General features: G+C 66.8%; 14 protein-coding genes. 4 read left to right on the top strand and 10 right to left on the bottom strand.

All coding sequences use genetic code 11. From position 1 onward, the window contains the following. Positions 1 to 31: 31 nt before the first annotated feature. On the top strand, positions 32 to 2,986 hold the full coding sequence (locus tag HRL51_RS02460; RefSeq protein ID WP_172192344.1) for a UvrD-helicase domain-containing protein: 2,955 nt from the start codon (positions 32 to 34) through the stop codon (positions 2,984 to 2,986). Positions 2,987 to 3,022: 36 nt separating this feature from the next. On the opposite strand, the gene HRL51_RS02465 is transcribed toward HRL51_RS02460, so the two are convergent. From HRL51_RS02465 to HRL51_RS02480, 4 genes are all read right to left on the bottom strand, one after another. Further along, positions 3,023 to 3,832, bottom strand: coding sequence for a carbohydrate ABC transporter permease (locus HRL51_RS02465; RefSeq protein ID WP_172119675.1), 810 nt, complete (start codon positions 3,830 to 3,832; stop codon positions 3,023 to 3,025). Then, positions 3,829 to 4,749: a carbohydrate ABC transporter permease gene (locus tag HRL51_RS02470; protein WP_172192346.1), complete on the bottom strand. Its 921-nt coding sequence runs from the start codon at positions 4,747 to 4,749 to the stop codon at positions 3,829 to 3,831. The genes HRL51_RS02465 and HRL51_RS02470 overlap by 4 nt, the downstream gene beginning before the upstream one ends. Before the next feature lie 145 nt (positions 4,750 to 4,894). After that, positions 4,895 to 6,292 (bottom strand): ABC transporter substrate-binding protein, encoded by a 1,398-nt coding sequence (locus HRL51_RS02475; RefSeq protein WP_172192348.1) that lies wholly within the window; start codon positions 6,290 to 6,292, stop codon positions 4,895 to 4,897. Positions 6,293 to 6,355: 63 nt separating this feature from the next. After that, positions 6,356 to 7,372, bottom strand: coding sequence for a carbohydrate kinase family protein (locus tag HRL51_RS02480; RefSeq protein ID WP_172192350.1), 1,017 nt, complete (start codon positions 7,370 to 7,372; stop codon positions 6,356 to 6,358). A gap of 113 nt (positions 7,373 to 7,485) precedes the next feature. On the opposite strand from HRL51_RS02480, the gene HRL51_RS02485 reads away from it, so the two are divergent. Both HRL51_RS02485 and HRL51_RS02490 read left to right on the top strand, forming a co-directional pair. Beyond that, positions 7,486 to 8,235: a DeoR/GlpR family DNA-binding transcription regulator gene (locus HRL51_RS02485; RefSeq protein ID WP_172119671.1), complete on the top strand. Its 750-nt coding sequence runs from the start codon at positions 7,486 to 7,488 to the stop codon at positions 8,233 to 8,235. Beyond that, entirely contained in the window at positions 8,232 to 9,644 is a 1,413-nt protein-coding gene (locus HRL51_RS02490) for a family 4 glycosyl hydrolase (protein WP_172192352.1), read from the top strand. Before HRL51_RS02485 ends, HRL51_RS02490 begins: the two co-directional genes overlap by 4 nt. An 81-nt stretch (positions 9,645 to 9,725) precedes the next feature. On the opposite strand, the gene HRL51_RS02495 is transcribed toward HRL51_RS02490, so the two are convergent. From HRL51_RS02495 to HRL51_RS02505, 3 genes are read right to left on the bottom strand one after another with little or no spacing between them, the layout of a single operon-like run. Beyond that, complete coding sequence (locus HRL51_RS02495; RefSeq protein WP_342355662.1) at positions 9,726 to 11,021, bottom strand: glycoside hydrolase family 125 protein; 1,296 nt, start codon at positions 11,019 to 11,021, stop codon at positions 9,726 to 9,728. Beyond that, entirely contained in the window at positions 11,011 to 12,660 is a 1,650-nt protein-coding gene (locus HRL51_RS02500) for a beta-N-acetylhexosaminidase (protein ID WP_244960224.1), read from the bottom strand. The genes HRL51_RS02495 and HRL51_RS02500 overlap by 11 nt, the downstream gene beginning before the upstream one ends. After that, the gene (locus HRL51_RS02505) at positions 12,657 to 13,337 is read right to left on the bottom strand and encodes an HAD family hydrolase (RefSeq protein ID WP_172192356.1); all 681 of its coding nucleotides are present in this window, start codon (positions 13,335 to 13,337) and stop codon (positions 12,657 to 12,659) included. The genes HRL51_RS02500 and HRL51_RS02505 overlap by 4 nt, the downstream gene beginning before the upstream one ends. 170 nt (positions 13,338 to 13,507) lie before the next feature. Here HRL51_RS02505 and HRL51_RS02510 point away from each other — a divergent pair, with 170 nt between their 5' ends. Then, on the top strand, positions 13,508 to 15,061 hold the full coding sequence (locus tag HRL51_RS02510; protein WP_172192358.1) for a metallophosphoesterase: 1,554 nt from the start codon (positions 13,508 to 13,510) through the stop codon (positions 15,059 to 15,061). Positions 15,062 to 15,126: 65 nt separating this feature from the next. Here HRL51_RS02510 and HRL51_RS02515 read toward each other — a convergent pair whose 3' ends face one another. From HRL51_RS02515 to HRL51_RS02525, 3 genes are all read right to left on the bottom strand, one after another. Then, the gene (locus HRL51_RS02515) at positions 15,127 to 16,173 is read right to left on the bottom strand and encodes an alkaline phosphatase family protein (RefSeq protein WP_172192360.1); all 1,047 of its coding nucleotides are present in this window, start codon (positions 16,171 to 16,173) and stop codon (positions 15,127 to 15,129) included. Continuing rightward, positions 16,170 to 19,418 carry an alpha-mannosidase gene (locus HRL51_RS02520; protein ID WP_218957644.1) on the bottom strand — a complete coding sequence of 1,083 codons (3,249 nt, stop codon included), beginning with the start codon at positions 19,416 to 19,418 and terminating at the stop codon, positions 16,170 to 16,172. Before HRL51_RS02520 ends, HRL51_RS02515 begins: the two co-directional genes overlap by 4 nt. Before the next feature lie 115 nt (positions 19,419 to 19,533). After that, entirely contained in the window at positions 19,534 to 20,286 is a 753-nt protein-coding gene (locus HRL51_RS02525; RefSeq protein ID WP_172192364.1) for a DeoR/GlpR family DNA-binding transcription regulator, read from the bottom strand. Between the last annotated feature and the right edge of the window lie 310 nt (positions 20,287 to 20,596).

The following is a 20,596-nucleotide window of genomic DNA, read 5'->3' on the forward strand; positions in this document are numbered from 1 at the left end:
GTCAGTGGGCTGGCCTAGTCTTGTCCTCAGTATGAACGCGATGAATTCACTCTTCGGTGCCCTCCCCATGCCCGGCAGCACGAGTGCTCCGGCTGAGACTGCCTTGCCTTCGCTGACTCCTGCGGCCTCGAGCTGGGACGACGGCTGGGCGGACTCACTGGCTCACGGTGAGGCGCCGGCTGAGGAATGGGCAAACGAGCCCGACGACGCTGCCGCACCCAGTACGGAAGACCTCGCCGCCGTCGCACCGTCCTGGGAGGAGCGACAGGCTGAGACCGCCGCTCTCGTGGCACGTGCCCAGGCCAACGCCGCCGCGGCGCGTGCCAGGGCCGCCGGCCAGGGCGAGGGCGGAGACCTGGGCGCCGGGCGGGGCAGCGGGACGCCGGGCTACGCCTGGGGCGTGACGGTCGCGGACCCGACAGAGCTGGTCAAGGGACTCAACCCCGCCCAGGAGCAGGCCGTGACCCACTCCGGCGCACCCCTGCTCATCATCGCCGGTGCTGGCTCGGGCAAGACCCGGGTGCTCACCCACCGCATCGCCTACCTGCTGGCCACGGGACGGGCCCGCCCTGGTGAGATCCTGGCGATCACCTTTACCAACAAGGCGGCTGCGGAGATGCGTGAGCGCGTGGCCGGCCTGGTGGGCCCGGCCGGCGAGCGGATGTGGGTGTCCACCTTCCACTCCGCCTGCGTGCGCATCCTGCGCCGTGAGCACGAGGCGGCCGGGCTGCGCTCAACCTTCTCTATCTACGACTCCGCCGACTCCCAGCGCCTCATCACGCTGATCGTCAAGGAGCTGGGGATCGACTCCAAGCGCTTCACCCCCAAGACCTTCGCGAACCGGATCTCGGACCTGAAGAACGAGCTCATCACCCCGACCCAGTACGCCGAGCGAGCCGTCACGTCCAACCCTCTGGAACGGCACCTGGTGGAGGTCTACCGCGCCTACGCCGCGCGGCTGGTGGCGGCCAACGCCCTGGACTTTGACGACCTCATCATGCGCACCGTCCAGCTCCTCCAGACCAAGCCGGCGGTCGCTGAGATGTACCGGCGGCGCTTCCGTCACATCCTGGTCGACGAGTACCAGGACACCAACCACGCCCAGTACGTGCTCGTGCGCGAGCTCACTGGCGGTCCCGGGACCTCGGGGGAGGGCAGTGCGCTGCCTGCGGCCGAGCTGACGGTGGTGGGGGACTCCGACCAGTCCATCTACGCCTTCCGCGGTGCCACGATCCGCAACATCGAGGAGTTCGAGCAGGACTACCCGGCCGCCCGCACGATCCTGCTGGAGCAGAACTACCGCTCCACCCAGAACATCCTCGACGCCGCTAACGCCGTCATCTCCCGCAACTCCGGGCGGCGCAAGAAGAACCTGTTCACCGACTCCGGTGCCGGGGCCCCGGTGACCGGCTACGTCGCTGACTCCGAGCACGACGAGGCGCGCTGGATCAGCTCCGAGATCGACCACCTGGCCGACGAGGAGGGCGTGCGTCCGCGCGACGTCGCCGTCTTCTATCGCACCAACGCCCAGTCCCGCGCCCTGGAGGAGGCGTTCCTGCGCTCAGGCCAGCCCTACAAGGTAGTGGGCGGCACCCGCTTCTACGAGCGCCGCGAGATCAAGGACGCCATCGCCTACCTGCGTGCCATCGACAACCCGGACGACGACGTCAACATCCGCCGCATCCTCAACGTGCCCAAGCGAGGGCTGGGGGACAAGGCAGAGGCGGTGCTTGCCGAGCACGCTGCACGCTACGAGGTGTCCTTCGGTACGGCGGTGGCTGACGCCGCGGGCGCGCTACGTCCCCTGGAGGAGGGGGAGGGGGCCGGTGACCTGGACGCCGGGGGGACTGAGGCTCCACTGGTTGAGGGCCTGGCCACCCGTGCGCGCACGCAGGTGACGAAGTTCTACGAGCTGCTCACCGGACTGCGCCACCAGCTGGCAGCAGGTGACGGCGTGGCGGACCTGCTGGACTCGGTCCTGGACGCCTCAGGGTACCTGGCTGAGCTGCGCGCCAGTGATGATCCCCAGGACGCCACCCGTGTGGAGAACCTGGCCGAGCTGCACTCGGTGGCCGCCGACTTCCAGGCCGCCAACCCTGACGCCGCGCTTGCGGACTTCCTCGAGCGCGTCAGTCTGGTGGCGGACGCCGACCAGCTGCCGGACTCGGCCGACCTTGAGGACGAGGCTGCCCGCAAGGCCGCCGAGGACGGCCAGGTCACCCTCATGACCGTCCACACGGCCAAGGGCCTGGAGTTCCCGGTCGTCTTCGTCACCGGCATGGAGGACGGCACCTTCCCGCACTCACGCTCCCTGGCCGACGACGCCGAGCTGGCCGAGGAGCGTCGGCTCGCCTATGTGGCGCTCACCCGGGCGCGCAAGCGCCTCTACGTCACCAGGGCGGCGGTGCGCTCAGCCTGGGGAAGCGCCCAGGCCATGCCCGCCTCACGCTTCCTGGACGACATCCCAGCCCAGACCATGGAGTGGAAGCGTCTGGCCTCCTCGATGGACGCCCTGCGCGGTGGCGGGACCGGCTGGGGGAGCAGCTGGGGCGAGGGCGGCTTCGGATCCGGCCGTGGCTTCGGCTCAGGCAGCTCACGTGGGTACGGTTCGCAGTCCTACTCGGACGACGACGACTTCGCCCCCGCTATTGGCTCCGGCCGGCGCACAGGCAAGCTCGGGAGAGTCGAGACCCCCAAGGACCGTTTCGAGGCGCGGCGCGCTGAACACGCAGCCAAGCGGGGCAAGCCCACCCGTCTGGACGGGTCGTCCGCGGCCAGCGGGGCGGCGGACGCGTCGGAGCTGCCGGCAGCGGTTCAGGGGCTGAAGGTGGGGAACCAGGTCCGTCACGACTCCTACGGCCTGGGCGAGGTGACGGCGATCGAGGGCTCGGGTCGCTCCACCGTGGCTCATGTCGCCTTCACTATTGATGGTGCACGCACCACCAAGCGCCTCATGCTGCGACTAGCGCCGCTGGCGAGGCTCTGAGCGCCGCGCCTCAGGCTTCGCCAGCCGGCATACGCCTCAGCCCTTGACCGCGCCGTCGGTCATCCCGGAGATGAACTGGCGCTGGAGGAAGAGATAGAGCACCACCATCGGCGCGGCTACCAGCACAGCGCCTGCGGCAAGCAGGGTGGAACCCTGGGTGTACTGGCCCTGGAAGAACGCCAGGCCGAGCGGCGCGGTACGCATCGTGCCCGAGGGGGACATGACCAAGGGAATGAGGAAGTCATTCCACGTCCACATAAAGGTCAGCACCACCTGGGTGACCACCGCAGGACGCGCGATCGGTAGTAAGACCGAGCGCAAGATCCGCAGGTCGCCGGCGCCGTCGATGCGTGCGGCCTCAAGAATGGCCGGGTCCACGCCGCGGAAGAACGCGCGCATCCAGAAGGTTCCGAAGGCAAGCGACTGGGCGGTCTGGGGCAGTGCCACCGCCCAGATCGTGTCGGTCAGTCCCAGGGTGCGCATATCGAAGAACAACGGCAGGACGATCGCCTCGCTAGGAACCATGATTCCCAGGAGGAAGAGATAGAAGATCACCGTGCCACCGCGAGGCTTGAGCACCCCCAGGACGTATCCGCTCATCAGGGACAGCACCAACGCGAGGCAGACCACCAGCACTGCGATGAGGACAGAGTTGCGCATGTAGTCTGAGAAGTGCCCCTGTTCCCAGGCAGTGGCGTAGTTCTCGACGTGTCCCCATGAGGAGTCGCCGATGGACTCAGACTTGAGAGACAGGAAGACGACGTACAGGACCGGGAGCAGGGCCTGCGCGGCGAACAGAGCCAGGATGACGTAGCTGAGCAGCCGCTCGGTTTTGGAGATTCTCACTTGTCCTTCTCCCCGAGCAGGTTGATGGTCAGGTTGATCGCGAAGATCACCAGCGTGAGGACCACGGCCAAGGAGGAGGCGGTACCCACGCTGCCCAGACGGAACGCCTGGTTGTAGACCTCGTAGCTGGGCACGGTGGTACTTGTTCCAGGCCCGCCAGAGGTAGTGACGTAGACCAGGTCAAAGGTCTTGAGGGCCGCGATCACCGTCAGCGTGAGGCTCACCAGAATCTCAGCCCGTACGCCTGGGACAGTGATGTGCCGGAAACGCTGCCACCAGCCAGCGCCGTCGAGCATCGCGGCCTCGTAGTAGGAACGGGGGATGCCGGCGATGCCACTCATGAGGAGCACGGTCACCAAGCCGGTGCACACCCACGTGCCGATGAGACCGACGGCGGGCAGCGCGGTAGCGAAGTCGCCCAGCCACGCCCGCGTGAGACTGTTAAGGCCGACGGCGCGCAGCGCAGAGTTCATCAAGCCGTCCGGTGCGTAGATGCGACGCCAAGCGATAGCGAGAACCACCATGGCGATGACCTGGGGAAGGAAGACCACGGTGCGGAAGAAGCCGATCCCCTTGACCTCAGAGCGCGTCAGCAAGGTAGCCAGGACAAGGCCGATCGCTAGAGGGAAGACCGCGTAGAAGATGATGAGGATGAGGGCATGGAGGAAGGAGCCTGCGAGCCGTGGGTCGGTAAACGTGGCGACGTAGTTACTCAGTCCAGCCCAGCTTCCCGTACCCAGACCATCCCACTCGTAGAAGGACAGCATGACGACGCGTCCGAGCGGATACAACATGAAGGCGCCGTAGACGAGGAGCGGGGGAGTGAGCAGGCCGATGATGACAGCCTTGCGGCCGCTGGTCTTGGACCGAGGCCGACGCCGTGTCGATGCGGGGGCGAGGTCGGAGGCGGTGGTCATCAGAGTCCTTCCACCAGGTGAGGCAGGTGTCGGTTGAGATTGGTGCCGGAAGTAGCCGGGGTGGGGTATGCCGCCCCGGCTGCTTCTGGACCTGTGAGTGGTCGTCAGGAGTGACGACGGAGGTACCTGGCGAGTCGTGCCAGACTCACGAAGCAGTGAACTCGGTGTAGGCAGCCTCGAGGGTGTCGAGGAACGCCTCCGGCTCAGTCTGGCCGTCGAGCAGCTGCTGGAGGGCATCGCCCAGGACCTGGTCGAAGGTCGGAGTGGCGTAGTCCAGGTACGGCAGCACCTCGCCGGAGGTTGTCAGGTCCTGGAAGGCAGTCATCACTTCGCCGACGACGCCGCCGGCATCAGCAGCGAAGCTGGCGGTATCGTTGATCGGGACGTTGCCGGTGTCAGCGAGCACCTTCATGGCGTCAGCGTTCGTAATGAAATCGATGTAGGCAGCTGCCACATTCGGGTTCCTCGCCGCAGAGGTGATAGCGAAGGGCAGGCCCGTGCCTCCGGTCGTTGCCGGCTTGCCGATGGCCTTGGAGGCAGGCGGAAGCATGAAAGCGACGTCGTCGCCTAGGACCGCCTTCAGGTCGGGGGCTAGCCACGAACCGGCGATGAGGTAGGTGCCTGTGCCAGTCGAGAAGTCCTGCCACACGGTGTCGTAGTCGACGCCGTTGAAGCCCTCATTGAAGTATCCCTTGGCTGCCCACTCCTGGACCTGGGTTGCCGCCGCGAGGTTCTCCTCGGTCTTCCAGCTGGCTCCCGCGTTGCCGAAGCCGAGGGAACGGACGTCGTCCGCCGGTACGTGGGCGCCCTGAACCGGGCCGAAGACGTGCAGAGCGGGCCACTTCTCGACGTTACCGAGCATCAGCGGCACCTTGCCGGCAGCCTTGATGGTAGCGAGCTGCTCCGTCAGCTCCTCCCAGCTGCTCGGCGGCTCTAGACCCAGCTCGGCCAGGCGCGAAGGAACGTAGTAGATACCGACTGCCTCGCCTACCTGGGGCAGGCCCCATAGGGAGCCAGAGCCGAAGGTCTTACCGTCTGCGGAGTAGGAGGAGTAGGACAGGATGGACGCGGAGTAGCTCTTGTCCCAGCCGTAGGCAGAGATCCACGGGTCGAGGGAGATGAGCTGCCCGGCTGCGACGAAGGCGCCCATGGTCGAACGTGAGTTATTGGCTTCGACGACGTCAGGCGCATCGTCGCCAGACAGGGCGAGGCGCAGAGTGGTCTGTAGGTCATCGAAGGACTGAGAGACCCGCTTGATGGTGACGTTGGGGTACGTGTCCATGAAGGCCTTGTTGAGCCGTTCCATCTGCTCGTTCTGGCCGCCACGGACTTCCTGGTCCCACACGGTCAGCGTGACGTCCCCGACGCCGGAGATGTCAGTGCTGACATCGACGGGCGCTGCGGAGGACGAGGACGAGCTCCCCGACGGGGTGCATGCAGCAAGCAGCCCCATGGCTGCCAGGGCTGACGAGCCCATGAGGAGACGACGCCGTGAGAAGGAGCCTGGAATGAGTGAGCTTGAGGAGGTGGTGGGGTGTGACATGGTTTCTCCTTGGTTGTGTGCTGTCTTACTCGACACTGAGTAAAGGCAGAGTGAGGGCTGCTCCTAGGACGAGATGAGATCGAGGAAGCTCAGGTCGTAGCCGTCTGGTAGCTCGAGGCTGCGTGCGAGCTGAGCGACGTGTGGCAGACGTGGGGCATTTGCTGATCCGCCCGGTGCTCGCAGGGTGCACGCGGCGGTAAGCGAAGCGAAGGACAGAGCACCTCGCAGGCTGAGCCGGTGTGCCAGTCCCCACAACAGACCTGCGCTAAAGGAGTCTCCCGCTCCTGTGGGGTCAAGAGGCGTCACCGGAGCAGCGGGCAGGCTGATCTCCTGCCCCTCGCTGACGGCGACGACGCCCTGCGGCCCGCAGGTGACAACGGCGAGGGGTACGCGCTCGGCCAGTGCGCGGGCGGCGTCGTGAGGGCTACGTGTACGTGTGTAACGCTGAGCCTCGACCTCGTTGGGGACGAACACGTGCACCAGGTCGAGGGGGTCGAGATCAGCGGGGTCCCATCGCTCGGTGTCGTCCCAGCCGACGTCTCCCAGGACTACGGGCGGATGAGCCTGTGTCGACCAGTGCTCTAACGCGGCGCGGCCGGTCTCGACCGCGCGCAAGTCGGCGACCACGGCGGACGGAGTGGTCTGCACGCCGTCTAACGCGGGGGACTCGTCGCTGCCTGCCGTCGTCATCGCACGGTCACCGTCGAAGGACAGGGAGACAGTGACGCTCTGTGTGGGGACCTCTGGGCAGGAGCCGAGGTCAATGTCTTCCGCTTCGAGATGCGTGCGGACGAGGCGACCAGCCTGGTCAGTGCCCAGGTATGAGCGCAGTGTGACGGGAAGATCCAGGCGTGCGAGTGCTACTGCCTGATTGGCGCAGCCGCCAGCCATGATGGCGCACTGGTCGACCCACTGCTCTTCTCCTGGCCGCGGGGCGTGGCGTAGTCCCGTCATGACGACGTCGAGGAAGAGCGGTCCGATCACGCAGACCGGGTGGTCGCTGCCTGGCGCCGGACGCACTGCGGAGGTCAGGGTGTCTTGCGTGTCTGACACTCTGGCGTGGGGCGGTGGAGTCGTCATCCTGTCCTCCTTGTCAGGGATTTGGCTCACGTTTCTCATGACACTCTACGCCGAAAAGGTCACGAGTGCGCAATATCGCTCAAAATTGATCACGAGTGCGGTATGATGCAGCTATGTTGGCTCAGCAGCGACGCTCCCGGATTGTCGAGATTGTCTCGGCCGCTGGCGGTGTGTCCGTGACGGATCTGGCTGCCCGGCTTGATGTCTCAGCGTCAACCATTAGGCGCGACCTCAATACCTTGGATCGGCAGGGCGTCCTGCAACGCGTGCGTGGCGGCGGGGCGGTCGAGGTTGAGGACATGCCTTTCCATCATGTCGCCCAGCGGTCCTCCAGCGAGAAGGAACGGATCGGGGCTGCGGCCGCTGAGCTGGTCAACGACCGTGATGTGGTGGTCATTGATATTGGCACCACCTGTGCGGCGGTCGCGCGTCACTTGCGTGGCAGGAGAGTCACTGTTGTCACGGCCTCGCTGGCGGTCGTCGACGAGCTGCGCGAGGACCGCTGCGTTGAAGTGATTGTCCTCGGTGGCCTGCTGCGTTCGTCGTATCTGTCGATGGTGGGCACGCTGACGGAGAACGCCTTGCGCGACCTGAGCGCCGACATCGCCTTCATAGGCACCTCTGGTGTCCGTGATGACGGCGTCGTCATGGACTCCACTGGCACGGAGGTGCCGGTGAAGCATGCCATCCGCAGTGCCGCGGAACGGCGTTGCCTGCTCGCCACAAGTGACAAGTTTCCTGGCTCCGGCCTGCTGCCGGTTTGTCGGCTTGATGAGCTGGAAACGGTTGTGACAACCGCAGAATCTACCCACGCCCCCCTGACCGATCTGGAGGGCTCTGACACGGAGGTGTTATTCGCATGAAGCTGCTGATTGTCGGAGGCGGAGGCTTCCGTGTCCCGCAAGTGATTGAGGTACTTGCGGCCGCACGCGCCGGATCGGGGCTCTATCCCGGCCTGGTTGTTGATGAGGTCTGTCTGTACGACGTCGACCAGATGCGGCTGGACGCGATGGCGGCAGTCATCGCCTCTCTTGACTACCCTCAGGCGCCGCGCATTGCGGCCTCGACTGATCTGCGTGAGGCTGCGTGCGGAGCAGACTTTGTCTTCTCTGCCATGCGTCAGGGCGGAACCTGCGGCCGTGTCACCGATGAGCTGGTGGCGCTTGATGAAGGCGTTCTGGGGCAGGAGACGGTTGGCGCGGGTGGCTACGCCTATGCCTTCCGCACGGTTCCCGTCGCCATGGAATTAGCACGCGTCTTGCGTGAGGTCGCTCCTGAGGCCTGGGTCATCAACTTCACCAACCCTGCCGGCATCATCACCCAGGCGATGCGTCAGGTCCTTGGTGAGCGCGTCGTCGGTATCTGCGACACCCCGATTGGTCTGGTGCGTCGAGCGACGACGGCGGTTGGCGGAGATGCAGCACGCGTCTCACAGGTGGGTGAAGGCACCGGCGTCGACTTTGACTATGTCGGCCTCAACCACCTGGGTTGGCTCCGCAGCCTGGAGGTTGGCGGAGCTGACCGGCTTCCCGCGCTCCTGGCCGACGACGCCGCTCTGGACCATATGGAAGAGACGCGCACCATCGGCGCCGACTGGATCCGAGCCCTGGGCATGCTGCCCAATGAGTACCTCTTCTACTACTACCTCAACCGCGAGTCGGTCGCGCGAATCCGTAGCGAGGCGCAGACTCGTGGCCAGTTCCTGCACCAGCAGCAGGCTGATTTCTATCAGCAGGTCACCGATCACCCTGACCAGGCCGGTCAGCTGTGGACCCAGGCGCACGACGAGCGTGAGGCGACGTATATGGCTGAGTCCCGCGAGGCCTCGGAGCGGGCTGGACGTCGTGCTGAGGACATCGCTGGTGGCGGCTACCAGCAGGTCGCGCTGGATCTCATGACCGCGATCGCCACCGGTACTCCTGCCCGAATGATCCTGGATGTGGGCAACAGCGACGCTCACCGTCGTGATGGCCGGGGCCTGCTCCTCCCGCAGCTGCGTGAGGACGCCGTCGTCGAGCTGCCGTGCGTGGTTGACGCCGACGGCGTTCACCCCCAACGCGTAGCCCCGCTGACCGGAGCCGAGGCTGGCCTGGTCACCATGGTCAAGGGGTGCGAGGAGCTGGTGATCGAGGCTGCGCTCCACGGCGACGAGACCTTGGCGTGGCGGGCTTTGGCATCGCACCCGTTGGTGGACTCAGTCAATGTCGCCCGCCGCGTTCTCGACGGCTACATCGAACGCAACCCGCTGGTCGCCAAGACCTTCGGGCACTGATCTCTCACGGTTCTCCCTGTCCTCGTGCGGCCCCGGCCTGGTGTGCCGGGGCCGCACGTGCTCCCGGGCCCGGGGCCGTGGTCAGGAACGCTCGACGATATCCATCATGAGCTCGCAGGCCATCGAGTTCGACCACGAGAACCAAGCACGAGTGAACTGGGTGGGATCATCGGGATGGAAGCTCTCGTGCGTCATCCCCGTGCCGGCATCGGTCGCCAGGATCATGGCCAAGCACTCACGGGCCTCCTCCAGATCGCCGGTGAGTCCCTGCACAGCGAGGGCAATGTGCCAGACATAGCCGTCAGGCGTGTGCGGGGAACCGATACCTCGAGCACAGGTGCCCTGGTAGAAGAAGGGGTTGTCTTCACTCAGCACCCACTGACGTGTGGCTCGATATGACGGGTCGTCCACGCTGATATCCGAGGTGAGAGGGAGTGACAACAGCGACGGCATATTGGCGTCATCCATGGCGAGCTTGCCGCCGAGACCGTCGACCTCATAGAGATACCGTTCTCCAGCCCTCCCGTAGCTCTCCACACCGTCAGCAATCTCCTGCGCCACCCTTGCGGCCTGCTGTGCCAGCGCATCGTCATGCCACAGCTCGGTAGCGAAGCGGGATACCGCGCGTAGCGCTGAGACAGCCATGAGCTGAGCAGGAATGTTGTAGCCGTATGTGGAGGCGTCGTCGGAAGGACGGAAACCACTCCAGGTCATGCCGGTGACCGCTACGGGTGCGCCTCGGCCCTCACGGGGCAAGGTGTCAATCGGCTCACTGGGGCGGATATGACGATAGGTGGAGCGGGAGTGGTCTTGTTCGAGCTCCCACTGGTCAACGATCCGCTGACACGCCTGGTGAGCAGTGGCATCCAGGTGGGAGGAGTCAGCAGTGGCACGCCAGAGATGATCGGCCAGCCTGATCGGGAAGGCCAGCGAGTCGATCTCATACTTTCGCTCCCATAAATCAGGGCTGAGATCAACATCCTCGCTGTCGAAGTGCGCTCCAGTGGGACCGGCATTGAAGGCATTTGCGTACGGATCCACGCTGATGCACCGCCATTGCTCGGCGACCAGGCCGCGCACGGTGCGCTCGACCTCGGGTAGGTCCAGCAGCCGCATAAACGGAAGAACCTGGGCTGAGGAGTCACGTAGCCACATCGCTGGGATGTCGCCCGTGATGACGAAGACTCGATCGCCATGCCACGTCATCGTGGTCTCCCAGGTGTCCAGCATGAGCTGAGTAAAGCGTTGGGCCGCGTCATCACCACACTGTGTGGCGATACGTCGGGCCCATGACTCCAAGGCCTCGCGCAGCGCTGGCCCCGCTGGATTGGTCCGTTGCCTCTGAACGCTCATCATTGTGCTCCTGTCAGCCTGCATATGCGGCAGTCGCGGTTTCGCCGCTCGTCGTGCGAGCACGCTCCTGATCGGGGTGAGCGGCGAGGACTTCTTCCTCACGGCACCAGGCGACCTCGCAGGCGGTGAGCCGTTCGAGATGGCAGCCCAGCTCGGCATAGCTGGCGGCACCTGCGGAGCTTCCGCTCCACAGCTGCTGGGCGATGGAGGCCCCGCGCGGCCACAAGAGGTTCTCCGCGCGCGACCAGGTACGCACGTACTCCGTCCACAGCTGGAACTGCCCGCCGAGCAGGTGACCGGTCCCGGTGCCTGCGCAGCGCCGGAGGAATGTGCTCAACCCGGCGGTCCTCTCCAGTGGCAGGGCCTGGCCGATCGACACCGGACGGTGGGGGCCGGTCACCTGGTCATAGTCGAAGTAGGTCAGTGAGGCGGGAGCGGCGATGAGGTCATGTCCGCGGGTGAGAGCTGTGTCGGCGAAGCTCCCCCAGTCCCGCCACAACATGATCGTCACCGCTGGGTCGATCTCGCCCTCGACCACCTCGTCCCAGGCCACGACCCGTCGCCCGGCACTGAGTACGTGGGAGCACACCTCGGCCTCGAACCACGCCTGTGCCTGGGCCCGGGTGCTGGCCCCGATCCGTGCCATGGTCTCGCGCGTGCGCGGGTCGATGAGCATCTCCTCCCCAGGGCACTCGTCCCCGCCAACGTGGATGGGGGAGCCTGGGAACAGGTCCATGGCCGTGTCCAGGACGGTGCGGCAGAAGTCGAGGGTTGTACGGGTCAGGGACAGGACGTGCCAGGAGATGCCCCAGCAGGTGCGCGGGTGGCGCGGGTGGCCGCACCCCAGCTCGGGATAGGCGGCGATCGCCGCCTCCATGTGCCCGGGCATGTCCACCTCGGGCATGATCGTGATCCCCAGCTGACGTGCTCGCGCCACCAGGTGGCGGATCTCAGCCACGGTGTAGAAGCCTCCGTGGCGCACGCCGTCGTGGTGGGCCACGTCATCACAGTCATTGGTGTCCGGCGCAGGCTGGTGGCCGGGGACGTCACCGGGGCGCCAGGCGCCGACGTCGGTGAGCAGGGGGTAGTCCTCCACGGGCAGGCGCCAGCCCTGGTCGTCAGTGAGGTGAAGATGGAGGACGTTGAGCTTGTGCAGCGCCATCATCTCCAGATGGCGCTCGAGCCCCTGGAGAGGCAGGAAGTGGCGTGCCACGTCCAGGTGCGAGCCGCGCCAGGAGTGGGCAGGGGCGTCCTCGATGCGCACTGCCGGCAGCACGAGGCTGGCGGGGTCAATCGGCCCGGGGCCGAGGACCCGCGCCGGCAGGAGCTGGAGGATCGTCTGTACTCCCCACCCGAAGCCGGCGGGCGTGCGGGCGGCCAGGGTGATCTTTCCGTCCTGCGCGAGGAGCCTGTAGCCCTCCTCAGGTACGCAGGGATCGTGGGTCAGACGCAGCTCGGTCGCCTCCGGGGCGTCAGTGCGGCCGGTGCCGGCAGAGCGGGTGAGACGCTCGATGAGGACGGCCACCGCATCGGGTGCCAGCTCACCGCCGCTGACGTGCACGCCGCCGGCCAGGCTCACGCTGCCGGGCAGCCATGACAGGACCTGGGGACTGGGAACGAGGTGGGGGCGTGGGGCGGTGGTGAGGCTGGGGGAATCAATCATGACAGCGGCTCCGGGTTCCAGGAGGTGATGAGTGGGTCGAGGAGGTCGGGGACGACGGCGTCGCCCGTGGTGGTGCGGCCGAGCGTGACGACGAAGGCTCCTGTGGCCAGGGCGGCCTGGGCGCCCATCGGGGAGTCCTCGAAGATGAGGCAGTGCTTGGGCTCGGCGCCACAGCGACGGGCAGCCTCCTGGTAGAGGTCTGGGGCGGGCTTGGAGCGGGCGACGTCGTCAGTACCCAGCATGGCACGGAAGCGGCTGTCCCAGCCCAGCGCGGTGATGGTACGGCGCACGACGGCGGAGGGGGAGTTGGACGCTACGGCGATCGGGATCGCCGGGTTGATCCGGCCCACCAGCTCCGCCGCGCCGGGCATGGGGCTCACGTGGTCTCCCAGCTCCTCGTCGAGCAGGATCAGTAGGCGGGCCGTGGTGGCCTGCAGGTCTGCCCCGGGCAGCTCGTCCTGGTAGGCCTTGGCCAGGTCCTCAATCGTGCCTCCGGGGATGACCGGGGCGGGCCAGGTGGCTCCGCCCTCGGTCCACAGACGGTTCGCGGCGGCGACCCAGGCGCGTTCAGAGTCGACGAGAGTGTCATCCATGTCGAACAAGATGGCCTGGACCTGGGAGGGCAGCGATCCCCCCGCGGGGGTGGGGCCGGTGTGGCAGCCGTGTTCAGTGCTCATGCAAGACGCTCCTGACGATAGAAGAGGGATAATACGTGTTGCTCATGTATCAAGGTGTGATGACATCTTTCATCATGCGCTGTGGTATTGAGAGTGAGTAAAGGATGATGGCAAGCGTAGAGTGGGATAACGACACCTCATCCCGCCTTCCTGGGAAGGAGCCAGTAGACATGGCACGTTTTGCCTTCCTCGTCATTGGAGACACGCAGTACCTCTTCGACGGTGAGCGTGAGCGCCCGGACCTCCTGGAACGCACCTTCTCCCAGGCACGTGAGATCGCCCGCTCCTGCCAGACCGGGCCGGTCGCGCACGTCATCCACGTGGGGGACGTCACCGAGCATGGGTGGGCGCAGGAGTGTGAGTCGGCCGCCACCGTCCTGGCGCAGGGATGCCGCAGCCTGGGCGCGGGGATGAGCGTGGTAGCCGGCAATCATGACATCGACCAGACCACAGACGACTCCCGCGGGACCACTCCCTTCCTCCGGGCCTTTGGTCCGCACGGTGACCTCGTTCAGGCGCTGTCGGAGGCGGGCCTGAGCCAGACGCCGGTGGTGACTGGGCCAGGCGGGTACTCCACCTGGAAGGTCCTGCCGGTGGGCGGGGACGAGGCCCTCCGGGTCGCGGTGCTCACCCTGGACTGGCGGCCGACTCAGCAGACCTACCGATGGGCCCAGGAGCTGCTGGCCGCGCACCCGCAGCTGCCGACCGTCCTCGTGACTCATGACGTCGCCCTCCACCATCGCGATAGCGACGGCGTCCCCACCGGTCCCGGCGAGCTGACCGAGCACGGCGAGCGCCTGATCCAGGTGCTGGCCGGGCATGAGCAGGTCTTCCTCGTCCTGGGCGGGCACGAGTGGCCCTCGACCCGCCTGCGTTACCAGGGGCGCGAGATCCACGCCGTCAACTACCAGGAGCTTCCTTACGGTGGCGGCGGGGCGGCCCGCTTGTACTGCTTTGACACGGACCGGGGCCAGTGCGAGGTCGTGTCGTTCAGCCCCGGTGCCAGTGACGGCACAGTCATGGCCTCGGTCGCGGCCCGCCGCGCCCTGGCCCTGGCGCGCCCGCAGGACCAGTTCCGTTTCCCGCTCCCTGCGTCCCTGGGTGGCCAGAAGCGGCCTTGGCAGGCCGATGGCCTGGAGCTGTTGATGGAGGAGTCCGACCCGCAGGTCCTGGCCTCGAGTGAGCTCACGCTTGAGCTTGGTGGCCGCCATGTCATGGAACTGGAGATCAGTCTGCCCCGCACAATGCCTGACTCCTGGCAGGTCATCATGTGCCGGTTGACATCGGGACTGAGCGCACCGGATGGCTCGCCTGAGCCGCTGGCGGCACTGAGCCTGTCGACCGAGAACTTCCTTGGCTGGCAGGCTTACCTTGCTGGCGCGCAGGGAGGCACAGGGCCTGGGCAGCGCCCGTGGGCTGAGACCTGGCAGACCTCCCACGAGCTCGAGGTGGGTGCGCAGGTCACGGTGGTCATCAGTGGCGGCTGGAGCCAGGCTGGAGATGGTGCGCCGCAGGACGCGGCGGCGCGTGCCTGTGGTCTGTGGGTCGACGGCGACCGGGTCGGACGCGATGACGGCCACAGCCGGCTGCCTCTCCTGGCCGGTCCATGGCGCTGGCGCGTGGGTGCAGGTGAGTACGGAGGGCAGGAGGCTGATCCGTTCCAGGGACGTCTCACACGCCTGCGCGTGTGGGGCAGTGGCGGGACCGTCTCCTCGCCCCACTGAGCTGCTCGGAGCCCGGCAGGATCCCAGGGGCCAGCAGGCGCCTGGGACGGGGGCGGGCGAGGGGGTCACCACTCGAAACGCGGGTCCCGCGTGGGGCCGGTCGCAGTGATGTCGCGCAGGACGCCCAGGTCGGGGGCCTGCCATGACCCCTGCTGCGCACCGACACACTCCAGCAGCAGGTTCATCACCTGCTCAGGGCGCAGTACCGAGGGCCTGGTGGCGGCAGCGGGCAGCGGGCCCCCCACTCGGTGGACGATCAGGAAGGAACGGCGGACCTCGACCTCATCCTCACCATGACCGCCTTCAGGCTTGTGTCCGTGGTCGGTGGTGACCGCAATGAGCCAGTCCTCACCCAGCTGCTCATGACGCTCGGACACAGCCTTGACGAGATGACGCGTGGCCTCATCCACCCGTGAGACCGCCTCACGGTACCTGGCGGAATCGGCGCCATAGGCATGGCCGGTCGCGTCGACCCCCTCAAGGTAGACCACGGCCCCGTCCGGTCCCTCGTGCAACAGCTTCCATGAGGCCCAGGTGCGCACCGCGTCATCTGAGGCGAGCAAGGACTCCAAGGAACCATCATGGCCCGGGTGGAAGAGCTGGTGCTGACCAGTGCGCTGCTGGTCTACGCGCGAGTGGATGATCGGGCCAGGGCCACTGGCCTGAGTGAAGGCGTCCCAGGTGGCCGCGGCGATGGTACGCGCAGCCGGGTTGGCGAAGAACAGCCGTGAGAGGATGTCCGGGCGCCTGGCCAGGTCATGGCCCACGAACTCATTCCACCACACGTTGCACTGCTCGTGGGTGGAGCCGGTCAGTAGCGAGGCCCAGCCCGGTCCGGAGTCGGTGGGCGGAGTCATCCACACAGGGATCAGCCGTCCCTGGCTGGTCTCGTCCCCACGCGCCAGCCTGGTCAGTGTAGGGGCCAGGCACCCGGGTACCTCATCGAGACTGAGGGTGTGGTCTGGCACCGTGCCGCCACTGGCAACCTGCTCGCACACGAAGCGTGGGTCAGATGGGTGGTCAGGGGAGGCGAAAGCCGGATCCGCCGCCACCAGGGAGGGCATGGCCAGGTCGGCACGCAGGCCGTCGAGGCAGATGAGAAGAAGCTTCATGCGAGGGCCACCTTGAGGGTGAGGATCTGGAAGGGGTGGAGGGACAGGCGTACAGGCGCGCCAGCGGCGAGGGCGCCGTCAGGCAGCTCCTGGGTGGGGTGGTCCACCGGATCCTCCAGCAGGTCCACCTCCCCGATACCGGCTGCGTCAATGGCCAGTGTGAGGTCGATGATGCTGTGGGCGCCGGCATCCTCATGCAGCCGCAGCACGAGATCACCGCTGCGATCGAAGGCGGTCTTGACGGTGTCGACCACCGCGGCCGAGGCCGGAGTCAGGCCATCTACCCTCGCTAGCGGCGGCAGATGCAGGGCCCCGGGCATCAGCCTGACGGGCTCATTGGCACGTTCACCGGCCTGGCGCGCACTGGCCAGGTCGGCGCCAGCAACCAGGGCGTAGCGGATCGAGTGGTGACCACGGTCAGCCTCCGGGTCAGGAGCCTGGGGTGAGCGCAGCAGGGTCAGGCGTGCCGTGACACCGCTGGTGGGCGCCGTCGCGCTGCCCCCGGCAGGCAGGACGTCGTGACCGTAGGTCGACTCGTTGGCCAGGGCCACCCCGTAGCCGGGCTCGGACAGCAGCAGCCAGCGGTGGGCGCTGGTCTCAAAGCGAGCCTCGTCCCATGAGGTGTTGGGGGCGATGGGACGCTCGATGGAACCGAACTGGATCTCCCCGACCGAGTGGGTGGCCCGCACCGCCAGCGGGAAGTCGACCTTGAGCACGCGGGCCCGCTCCTGCCAGTCGATGTCCAGCCCCAGGTCGAGGCAACGGGAGTCCGCGTCCAGTGTGATCGTCTGGACGGCTGTGGAGGAGCCAAAGGAGCGGCGCACCCTGACCTGGGCGCGCAGCTCGGTGTCGACCGTGACGTCGATGGCGTCAACGGCGTTGATCTCCGTGCGCCCATGACGGTAGTGGTGCTGCAGCTCCCAGGCGTCGAAGCAGCTGGGGTGGTCAGGGTGGAGGACGAGTCTGTTGCCCGCCGTCCCCGGTAGCAGCAGCTCGCGACCACTCGCCAGGTCTGTCACCGAGCTCAGGTTGCCGTCAGGGCCGATCACGGCCTGCACGAGTCCGTTGTCGAGCACGAGCTGGGTGTCGCGGCGAGTCAGGCTCACCTGGTGACGTGGTTCGACGGTGGCCTGGGCGAGCGGGAGAGCACACCGACCGCCCAGCTCGACCAGCGCCAGCCGGGGGGTGCGGTCGCCGCTGGCCGGCTGACCACCCGGAGCAGCGGACAGGTCCACCACCTCGCGCCTCGCCTGGGGCGCAGGGTTGAGTACCGTCATCTCAGGCAGGTCATGGAGCCAGGAGGTGGCCTGGCCAGCGGTGCTCACGGCGTCGTCCTGGGCCTGGGCGGTCAGCGCCGCCCAGGCGCGCCCGGTCAGGGCCTCGATCTCAGCGGCTAGGCGCGAGTACTCCTCACGGGCCTCACGATTGACCCAGGCGATGGACGAACCAGGCAGGATGTCATGGAACTGGAGCAGCTCCATGCGCTGCCACAGGGACTCCAGCTCCTCGTGCGGATAGGGGGCGCCGACCCGCCCGGCCATGGCGGCCAGCCACTCCAGCGCGCTCAGGGCGGCCTCAGTGCGTCGGTTGCCCTGCTTGAGCGCGTGGTTGGAGGTGTAGACGCCACGGTGGAACTCCAGGTACATCTCCCCTCGCCACACCGGGGCCTGGTCCTCGTGCTCGATCGCAGCACGGTAGAAGCTGTCAGGGGAGCCCAGCTCGATCCGTGGAGCGTCTTCCAGATCGGCGAAGCGCCGGGCGCGCTCAACCATCTCACGCACCGGACCGCCTCCGCCGTCGCCGTAGCCGAAGGGCAGCAGGGAGAAAGGTGTGCGGCCCTTCTCCTTGAAATTCCGCTCGGCCTTGGTCACCTCCTCAGGGCTGATGATGGAGTCGTAGCAGTCCACGGGCGGGAAGTGGGTCCAGATGCGAGTGCCGTCAATCCCCTCCCACCAGAAGGAGTGGTGGGGCAGGGTGTTGGTCTGGTTCCAGGACATCTTCTGGGTGAAGAACCACTTCATTCCTGCCAGCCGTGCGATCTGCGGCATGGCTCCGGTGTAGCCGAAGGAGTCGGGAAGCCACAGGCAGTCCGGGCGCACGCCCAGCTCACGCTGCATCCACCTCAGGCCGCTAGTCAGCTGGCGCACGAGGGACTCACCACTGGGCAGGTTCGTGTCCGACTCGACCCACATTCCTCCTACGACGTCCCACTGGCCGGCGTCGATAAGCTCCTTGACCCGGGAGAAGACCTCGGCCGAGCCCTCCTTGAGCCACTGGTAGTGCTGGGCTGAGGTGCAGGCGAAGTGGAGGTCGGGGTACTCCTCGGCCAGAGCGACGACGTTGGAGTAGGTCCGTACCACCTTGCGGCGGGTCTCGCGCAGTGGCCACAGCCAGGCGGAGTCGATGTGGGCATGGCCTACGGCAGTGAAGTGCTGGGCCGAGGCGTTGGCCCCCGAGGCGATGAGCGGGGCCAGGATCTTGCGTGCAGCGGCGGCGCCCGCGACGATCCCGGCCGAGTCGACGGCGTCAGTGGCCTTCTCCAGGCCACGCAGCAGGACGGCCCGGTGGGTGGAGTCCTCAGGGAGGCGTCGCATGAGGCCGTCAAGCACCTCAACGTCCAGGTTGAGGTGCCACACCTCGTCGTCTCGGCACACCAGCTCCGCCCCGCGGAACTGCCACAGCGGGTCGGGGCTGCGCGTGGGCAGATCGCCGTTGGGGCTCGGCTTGTTCATGTAGTCGCCCATATTGGGGTTGGCGGCGGCCTCGATATACAGGCTGACGCCGCCGTCGGCGCCGATGATGGGGGTGCCGGCCTGCCGGAGCCGTTCTGCCGTGGTCCCGCGGGCCAGGCGCACAGTGCGGTTCATGGGATTGACGCCCTTGAGCGGGTGCCCCTCGATGGTGAAGACCGTGCCCTCGGACTGATTACCTGCCCAGTCCCCCTCGAAGCCCAGGTCGATGCGCATCTCCAGACGCTCGCGATCCTCCTGGGGGAGGCCGGTGGGCAGCGTGCCGTCAACGCGGATCCACCAGGTGCTCCAGGCCGGTCCCCACCAGCTGCCCACGGGCAGCGCGGTGAAGCTGCCGCCCAGGTCGTGGGCGCGTGCCTGCTCAAAGGGGACCGGCTCGCCAGGAACCTTCCATGCTGTGGCGGACAACGGGGCGATGACCCGGTACAGGTGGGGGGCCAGGCGCCAGCGCAGCTCCTCGATGCGCTCCTCGACCAGTGTGCGGTCCTTGTGCACGGGGCCTCCTATCAAGACGTCGGTGTGTTGTGGCGGGGCACTGGGGGTGGGGCCGTGCCGATGGGTGGATGCTCGGTCGCGGCAGCTGGCCGGGGTGGCAGGGGCCGCGTCATGGTCAGGCTGTGATGACGGATGAGGACGAGTCCTGGCAGATCCGTGCCAGGGGCTCGGGAAGAGACGCATCGGTGATGATGCCATCGACTGCGGTGACATCGAAGGGCGAGGAGTCACCCTGCCCGACGAGCTTGTCGGCGTCGAAGAGCAGGTAGCTGGAGCTGGCTGCCTGGAGAATCGCCCTCTTGATGGCTGCCTGGGAGTGGGAGGTGTCTCTGACCCGCCCTGTCTCAGACAGCCCTGAGCACCCCAGGAAGGCCAGGTCAGCCTGCTGGCGGGCCAGGGCGTCAACCACAGGCAGGCCGTCGAAGCACTGATAGGCCTCTGACCAGTGCCCGCCCAGGAGCGTGAGCCGGATATTGGGCCGGCCCCGTAGGTGCTCGAACACCGGGATGGAGGCGGTCACGACGGTGATGCGGCGGGAGGCCAGGGCCATGGCCGCGTACAGGAGGGTCGTTCCGATATCAAGGATGACGGTGTCCCCATCCTTGACCAGGGACGCGGCGGCGGCGCCAATGCGCTGCTTCGCGGAGCCGTTGCGGCCGACCTCCTCCTGGAAGGGGTCATCGATGTCGGTGGGGATCTGTGCCCCTCCCCAGGTCCGGGTGAGTAGGCCCTTCTTCTCCAGGGACATGATGTCGCGCCGCGTCGTTGCAGGGCTGACGCCCAGAGCATCAGCGATCTCGGTGATACTGGCGCTCCCTCGCGCTTGCAGGAGGGCGAGAACGGACTCCTGCCGAACGGACTTCAGCATGGCAGGAGCGTAGCTGAGGGAGAGAAAAAATGTGCACAATCGATCAAGGACGTCAGGATGTGTCATGAGTCGCCACGAGATGCTACGCTACGGTGCGTCGGGATCGCCCGATGGGAATTGAAGAACCATGTCTATCGGCCTGTTCGCAGAGTTAACTAGCAGTTCACCAAGGGAGGCGAAACTGTGACAGCCTCTTCGTTCCCCCGCGCACCCAGGGAGTGAGTCTCTCCTGGTATCACGGCGCGGTGCGACGGTTCCCGGGTGGCATGACAAAATTTGATCAACGTCCACCCCGATGGCCGGGGTGGAC

This window comes from Actinomyces faecalis (assembly GCF_013184985.2).
Taxonomy (GTDB): domain Bacteria; phylum Actinomycetota; class Actinomycetes; order Actinomycetales; family Actinomycetaceae; genus Actinomyces; species Actinomyces faecalis.

What these genes read in the sequence shown, in the direction of transcription:
- HRL51_RS02460 (WP_172192344.1), top strand. Translation starts at nt 32, where the DNA reads ATGAACGCGATGAATTCACTCTTCGGTGCCCTCCCCATGCCCGGCAGC.
- HRL51_RS02470 (WP_172192346.1), bottom strand. Translation starts at nt 4,749, where the DNA reads ATGACCACCGCCTCCGACCTCGCCCCCGCATCGACACGGCGTCGGCCT.
- HRL51_RS02475 (WP_172192348.1), bottom strand. Translation starts at nt 6,292, where the DNA reads ATGTCACACCCCACCACCTCCTCAAGCTCACTCATTCCAGGCTCCTTC.
- HRL51_RS02480 (WP_172192350.1), bottom strand. Translation starts at nt 7,372, where the DNA reads ATGACGACTCCACCGCCCCACGCCAGAGTGTCAGACACGCAAGACACC.
- HRL51_RS02485 (WP_172119671.1), top strand. Translation starts at nt 7,486, where the DNA reads ATGTTGGCTCAGCAGCGACGCTCCCGGATTGTCGAGATTGTCTCGGCC.
- HRL51_RS02490 (WP_172192352.1), top strand. Translation starts at nt 8,232, where the DNA reads ATGAAGCTGCTGATTGTCGGAGGCGGAGGCTTCCGTGTCCCGCAAGTG.
- HRL51_RS02495 (WP_342355662.1), bottom strand. Translation starts at nt 11,021, where the DNA reads ATGCAGGCTGACAGGAGCACAATGATGAGCGTTCAGAGGCAACGGACC.
- HRL51_RS02500 (WP_244960224.1), bottom strand. Translation starts at nt 12,660, where the DNA reads ATGATTGATTCCCCCAGCCTCACCACCGCCCCACGCCCCCACCTCGTT.
- HRL51_RS02505 (WP_172192356.1), bottom strand. Translation starts at nt 13,337, where the DNA reads ATGAGCACTGAACACGGCTGCCACACCGGCCCCACCCCCGCGGGGGGA.
- HRL51_RS02510 (WP_172192358.1), top strand. Translation starts at nt 13,508, where the DNA reads ATGGCACGTTTTGCCTTCCTCGTCATTGGAGACACGCAGTACCTCTTC.
- HRL51_RS02515 (WP_172192360.1), bottom strand. Translation starts at nt 16,173, where the DNA reads ATGAAGCTTCTTCTCATCTGCCTCGACGGCCTGCGTGCCGACCTGGCC.
- HRL51_RS02525 (WP_172192364.1), bottom strand. Translation starts at nt 20,286, where the DNA reads ATGCTGAAGTCCGTTCGGCAGGAGTCCGTTCTCGCCCTCCTGCAAGCG.